At 50.5% G+C, this 7,459-nt stretch carries 1 protein-coding gene; it reads right to left on the reverse strand.

The window, feature by feature from the left end; genetic code table 11:
- A partial coding sequence (locus tag ACYQ2E_RS11030) for a pectate lyase-like adhesive domain-containing protein (protein ID WP_460018115.1) occupies window positions 1-7,324 on the reverse strand: 7,324 nt, incomplete at its 3' end.
- Window positions 7,325-7,459 lie beyond the last annotated feature (135 nt).

Consider the following 7,459-nt stretch of genomic DNA (forward strand, 5'->3'; position numbering starts at 1 on the left):
TACCATCTTTACCGTTGGCTCCTGTCGCGCCTGTGGCGCCGGTCGAACCTGTGGCTCCTGTTGCGCCGGTCGCGCCTTGAATACCTTGAGCTCCGGTTGAGCCCGTTGCGCCGGTCGCTCCTGTGGCGCCGGTTGAACCTGTCGCTCCCGTTGCGCCGGTAGCGCCCGTGGCTCCTGTTGCACCCGTTGCGCCTTGAGCGCGTAAACCTGTGTCAACACCGTTGACGAACCAGTTGCCGTTAGGGCCGATGTATGGTGTTTCACCGTCTTTGCCGGCTTGGCCTGTTGCTCCCGTCGCGCCTGTAGCACCTGTGGCGCCTGTGGCAGGAATACCTGTGTCTGTCGTGCCTATCCACCAGTTGCCATTGTCGCCTACCTGCGGTGTTGTACCATCTTTACCGTTGGCTCCTGTCGCGCCTGTGGCGCCGGTCGAACCTGTGGCTCCTGTTGCGCCGGTCGCGCCTTGAATACCTTGAGCTCCGGTTGAGCCCGTTGCGCCGGTCGCTCCTGTGGCTCCGGTTGAACCAGTCGCTCCCGTTGCGCCTGTGGCGCCCGTGGCTCCGGTGTTACCCTGTATGCCTTGAGGGCCTGTCGCGCCTGTGGCTCCTGTTGAACCAGTCGCGCCGGTTGATCCTGTTGCTCCTGTCGCACCAGTATTACCTTGCATTCCTTGAGGGCCTGTCGCGCCAGTCGCGCCTGTGGCTCCAGTAGCACCTGTCGCGCCTGTAGCACCGGTTGTTCCTTGTGCACGAATGCCGGTGTCTACACCATTAATGACCCAGTTGCCGCTAGGGCCGATGTATGGTGTATCGCCATCTTGGCCGGCTTGGCCAGTAGCTCCTGTTGCACCCGTGGCACCAGTGGCGCCGGTCGCAGGAATACCTGTGTCTACGTCACCGATAAACCAGTTGCCGTTTGAGCCAACTTGTGGGGTTGTACCTGTGGCACCAGTGGCGCCTGTTGCGCCCGTGGCACCGGTTGAACCTGTTGCTCCGGTCGCGCCGGTGTTACCTTGGATACCTTGTGAGCCTGTTGCTCCGGTCGCGCCCGTGCTGCCTGTTGCGCCGGTTGAGCCTGTCGCTCCAGTGGCACCTGTTGCGCCGGTCGCTCCAGTGGCACCGGTCGCAGGGACACCTGTATCTTCCCAGCGCTCGAGCTGGTCATTCCAGACAACCCAGTTGCCTGTGGTTTTATCAACGTATGGAGATTTTCCGTCAAGGCCGTTCTGGCCGGAGGAGCCTGTTGCGCCTGTGGCACCTGTCGCACCTGTGGCAGGAATGCCTGTGTCAATCAAGTCATATTGTCCAGTTGCGTTATTCCAGACATATGTCTGCCATGTTCCGTTTGCTCCGATGATTGGAGTTGGGCCAACTGCACCTGTGTTACCCGTGGCACCGGTCGCGCCTGTTGAACCTGTGGCACCCGTGGCACCTGTCGCGCCGGTCGCACCATCTTGACCGTCAGCACCAGTCGCGCCTGTGTCGCCTGTGGCACCGGTCGCGCCGGTCGCGCCATCTTTAGGCATGACATTAATCGGAAGGTCATTTGAAGCAACAGACTCTGTACCGACAGTTGCGATACTTGTCAATGTTTGACCGGCATATTTGCTTAAATCAATGCCTGAGTAATTCAATGAAGCAATTGCATTACCGTTCGAATCGTAAACGAAGTCTGCTGTAGCAACTGCACCATCAATCGCAACGCCGTCAGCATAGAGCTGACCGGTCATTGTGCCTGAAGTGTTGGCTGCGCCTTGGCCGCCGCCTACTACAACGACGTTTGTAACCGCCTGATTTGCCGTGTCATATGGTGAGCCGACCAGGTTAGACGAGCCGAGGACTGTGACAACGTCCATTGGTGTGATGGTAATGACTTGAGAAGTCGAGTTCGTCAAACCGGTAGTTGGATCAGTATAAGTATAACGTACGGTATGATCACCTACAACATCGCTGTTGCCTGGAATTGCCCAAGTAGTGCTGCCGTTCATAGACACACCGTCAAGCGTAATCGTCAAGCGTGCAAGCTCTGCTGGATTGTTGAAATCGATATTCGCAAGCTCTGAATTTACACCTGCCAAGTCAGACAAGCCGTCAATCAAATCAAAGTTGCTGCCGGCCTGGGCTGTATTTTGAGAAGTGACACTCAAAGTTGGAGCAGCCAAAGCTTTAACCGTGATGGTCTGTTGTGCAACCGTGTTCGTCAAGCCAGTCGTTGGGTCAGTGTATGTATAAGTAACTGTATGACTTCCGGAAGGAGAGTTCTTAGCAGGCGTCCAAGTGGTTGTACCTGAAGACAGAGCAGTTCCGTCAACTACGACAGTCAAATTCTTCAACTGATTAGGGTCAGAGAAATTAATCGCCGCACCTGTTGAGTCTTTACCAGTCAGATTTGAAGGTGTTTGAACGAGCTGAACTGTTGTTCCTGCTGACACCGTTTGACCGGAGTTAACTGTTAAAGTAGGAGCCGGCAAGGCTTTCTCAGTGATAGTTTGCTGAGTGCCGGTTGAATCACCCGTTACAGGATCCACATAAGTGTAAGTCACTGTGTAGGTTTGATCCTTGTCTGTAACATTAGTGATTAATTGGGTACCAGTGAAAGCTTCACCATTAACAGTAATCGTCAAATTCTTCAAGACGTTGGAATCTGAGAAGTTTAAATCACCTTTAGAATCTGTACCCGTCAGATTTGAAAGACCTGAAATTAAATCAACTGTCTGACCAGCTTTAATTGTCTGATTAGACGTTACGGCCAACGTTGGTGAATCCAGAGCAGTTACTTCTAGTTGTTGTATAGCTGTCGTCTGGACACCTGTGACAGAATCAGTATAGACGTACTTAACAGTGTAAGTTCCACTATCATCCTCTGAAGGAATCTGGAAGGTTGTTTCTGCTCCTGTTACTGTTAGTGCTTCCTCCAATGAACCGCCTGTGATGGTAATGGCTACATTTGAGCGCTGAATCGTTGACAAATCAGCAGAACTAATCGTATTGCCCTTTGAGTCTGTCGCAACCAGATTAGATGGGTTCGCAATCAGCTCAACTTTTGTGCCGGCACTCACAGACTGACGAGAATTGACTGTCAGAGTTGGCGAAGCCAGAGCCGCAACTTTTACAGAGCCCGTTGTTGTAACTGCCACTTTGCTGACGGGATCCGTGTAAGTATAGGTCACGGTGTAAGTACTGTCTGCATCTGTGACTTTTGTCGTCAGAGTGTTATTGGTTGTGCTGACAGTATTGCCCAATGCGTCTTCTACAACGATGGTTGTATTCGCCAGAGCTGTTCCTGTTGCGGAGTAGTCAAGCGACTTGCCTGAGGAATCTTTACCATTCAAACCTAAAGCGGAAATCAGATTCACAGAATCACCAGCGGTCACTGTCGGAACGGTTGGCGCCTGGAGAGTTGGAGCTGGTAAAGGATTTTCAGTGAAGTAGCCGTTTGTCGTGACGACTTTCCCTGAAGCTGGATCGGTATAAGTATAAGTGAAGACATAATTAGCTGTCTCTGCATCGGTCGGCTGAGTCGCTAAAGTATAAGCACTTGAGCCAGTCGTTGGTACAGAGCCGGAAGTCGTCACTGCATTGCCTTCAGAATCAGTTGTCGTACGGACATAGGTAATGGAAGCCGCTGAAGTTGTGCTGAAGTCAACGGCAGAACCGTAAGCATCGGTCGCTGCCAGATTAGCTGGGGCCGCAGACAATTGAATCGTCTGACCGGCTGTCACGGTTGCGGCTGTTGAAGCGGTTGAGTTAGACACCGAAATGGTAGGCTCAGCCAATGCATTTTCAGTCAGGAGAACGGTGGCTGTGACTTCTTCATTGGTCGCTGGATCAGTATATTTGTATGTGACAGTGTAAGTCGTACTCGAATCAGAAGGCAAGCTTGTCAGGGTGGTCGAACCAGTTGTCCAGCCGCTGGCTGTCAGCTCTGTGCTGTTGTCAATAACTGAAACTATTTCAATATTGGCAGCGGATGAAGCATATGTAACGGCCGAGCCGTAGGCGTTTGTTCCGGCAAGACTGACACCCAGTGACTGGCCTGAGGAAGGCGCACCTACCAGGTTAACCGAGCTGCCGGCTGTGAAGGTTGAATTCGCCTTGCTTGGAGTCGCTGTCGCGGTCAATGTAGACTTAGCCAGCGGATTGACTGTGATATAGGCGGTCGCAGTGGCTACAGAAGCGTTGTTCGAATCTGTCAGAGTATAGACGACTTCATGAGTCACAGGCGCACTGCCTGCTGGAACAGAAGCGGTGGCTGCCGTATAGGCAGGCACATCTGAACCTGCCGCAACGGCTGAGCCGTCAACTGAGATGGCCAGTGAACCTGATGCAAACAGAGACTGCAAATCAGCCGCCGTCAGTGAATTCAGAAAGCTGTCAGAACCGCTGACTGCGATAGAGGAAGCCGCAGAGGAGGCACCGGACAAGAGGCCTACTGAGCTGCCGGCCGTGATGTTAACAGCGGTTGCGGCCGTGCTGTTTGAAACAGCCAGTGAGTTCGCCTGATTCGCGTTCAGAACATAGATGATTGTATTAGACGGATCTGTCCCGACGGTTACTGCGCTGTTTGCAGCATTGCTGCCGCCGTATTGGGAATTCATATCTGAGGTGATATAAATATAGCCTGATGGAAGATTCGTCGATGTGTAGTAACTGTTGGTATAGTTAATCGAATTGTCGACATTGGCAGTTGAAAGGCTTGAATAAGAGCCCATGCCTTCGCTTGTCGCCGTTGTATTTCCTGTTACGGCCAGAGAAGTGTTCGTTGCAGCATCAACATAAGTGTATGTTATTGAGTCATTCGGCGCACCCATCACATAAATCTTATAGACGAAATCCGCGCCTACAATAGGGACATATCCAAACTGTGCCTGGCCTGTTGCGGCATCGCCATTATCGTTCGTAGACAACGGGTTACCGCCGGACTGTTGGTCAGTTAAAGCTGAAGCTGGGATTTCTTTACCGGTCGCCCAAATATAGCCTGCAGGCATTTCATCGACTGCAAACTGAGGCGTCATGAAATTGAGAGATTGGCCGATGAAATAACTGCCTTTCGGAAGAGGCAAATTAGAACTCGAGACAACATTACCTTGGGCATCAACATATTGGATGGTAATCGTCCCATTATCAACCGAATTAGTCTGTATTTCTCGCGTGCCAGCCATCTGAGTCGTGATTGTCTGTTCGCCTGATCCTGCAGAGACAGCCTGAGTTGTCCATACACCATTCGCGTAAGTCAGGGTCTGGAAATCCGAATCAAACTGAGCAGCTGACGGAGAGGCATTTGTGGCATTCCAAGTCTGCATACTTGAGTTTTGAATCTCCAAAGTACCGTTTCCTTGGAACAAATTACCAGCTACCGGGGCGCCTGCCGAATTTGTCACAGCCAAATGGAGAGATTTCGGCGAAATAAAGGTCATCGTTGAATTACCATCAAGATTGGCCATAGTGCCGGAACCATTATCTTGAATGATTTCCAAAGTTGTCGCTGCATTAAAAGTCACAACAGCATTGTTCGCAAGGTTAATCGATCGAGTACCATTAGTGCCTTTAGCAGTAATTGTCGCATTCTCACCAAAAGTAATTGTATTATTTGCGGCATGGTAATTTACGGTATCTCCGTCATGACGCCCGCCCCCGTTATCAAACAGCATCTGCAGATTGGTCTGATTCCAAGTGACATTGTCACCGACCAGAATATTATTCCAGTTATAATAAACAAGCGGATAAGCACTCGCAACAGTACTCAATTCAGTCGCATTAATCGTTGCGCCATCACCTACGGTAAAATTGTGCGGTGCGCCAGTGTCATCAGCACTGTCTCCTTTTATACCCATGTAATAGAACATGGAGAAACCTTGCGATCCTACTACGCGGTTCATTGTCACATTCGCACCATCTGCGATATATGTGTCACCAGTCTGGCAAAGTTCCAACTTAATCGCAGCTGTCACTGTTCCGGAAAGTGTAATTTTCGAATCTTCGGAGTCAACGAGACGGCGAGGTTGACGAGCTGCATCTGTTGTGTTGGCCGGGTCTCCTTTCAGCGTGACGTTGTTGACATTAATGTTCCAGTAACCGTAACCGCCTGCTGAGTTTTGAGTGTCAATCACTCCGTCATTAGCGCCGGCACCGGAATCACCTGAAGGTTCACCTGATTGCCAAGAAATCAAATCGGCATCTGTCAGAGTGAAAGTTGTTCCTCGTGTTGTGCTCGCATCGCCGAGATTAAAGGCAGTCGCTCCAAGATTGATGGTATTACCGTTACCTGCAATTGTTAAATCTGTTGTGTGAACACCTAAATCACGTACACCCACCGTTGATGGGGCAGCAATAGGAGCTGTGACATCAATGAAATGAATATTCGGATTGCTGTATGCAGATTTTAATCCCGCATAGTCAGAAACTTCTGCCATCTGACCGGCTGCGGCATAAGATGACTTATGCGCTTCCAGACTCGTGACAGCATCCGGTACAGGAACTTTTACTGATGTAGGCGATGAAACTTCCGCACCTGAACTTAATACAGCAGATGTATTGTCAGATTTAGCAGCCACGGCAAGGCTTGTTTCACCCACAACTGTAGCAGCAGAAAAAGCATCAGTTTTAATTGCTAACGACTGTACAGCTGCACTCTTATTCTGCCCGGCAGAAGTTATGTCTGATGAAGAGCCATCAACAGAAGCGGCGGCAGATTTCAGGTTGTCTGAATCAGCAGTGACTGTGTCTAGTTTTTGAGCAGGCGCAAGCGGAACTGAAAGTCCTGCATAGCTATCTGCAGTCGGCGTGGTTTGCTCGACGGCAGCGGTTTCAACAGCGCTTGGTTCAGCAACTGGAGCTGACTCAGCGGTACTTGACTCGACAGGCGCTGTATCAGACGGCGCAGTCGAAGTGTTTGAGAATGGTGTCGTAACTTCGGCATAGGCAGATGAAGCTGTTTGAGCCAAAGCCTGTGAAGCTGCAGCTGAAACAGCTGCAATTGAAGCCGCGGTAGAAGCGGCGATGGAAGCAGCCTCTGCTGCCGCAATAGACGAAGCCTCCTGTACGGCCGCAATGGAAGCAACCGAAACGGCGGTGGAAGCAGCTAGAGAGCTACTCGCAGCAGTATCTGAAGTCTGCTGAACTATCGCATCAGAGGTCGGCAGGACGGTATCAGCAGAAGCCGTGAAGCTCGGTGCAATAACTGCTCCTCCAGCCAAAGCTGCAATGACAGAGGACGAATACAACCAAGCTTTCCCTGCTTTCCAGGTTCGGAAGTTTGTGTTCTTGCGCTGCAAATGCTGCCCTCGCGTTTCGTGTAAGTGACGTTCTTTTTCTAGTTTACTCATTAATATCTCCTTTCCAAACTAGATGCCTATTAGTATTTTTTACAGTTAAAAATTTGTGCAAATGTAATAATAAACATGTTCACATTCATTATAGATTAAAATTAAACTTTGTCAATAATTATATTAGAGTTAGAA

This window comes from Lactovum odontotermitis (assembly GCF_054658595.1).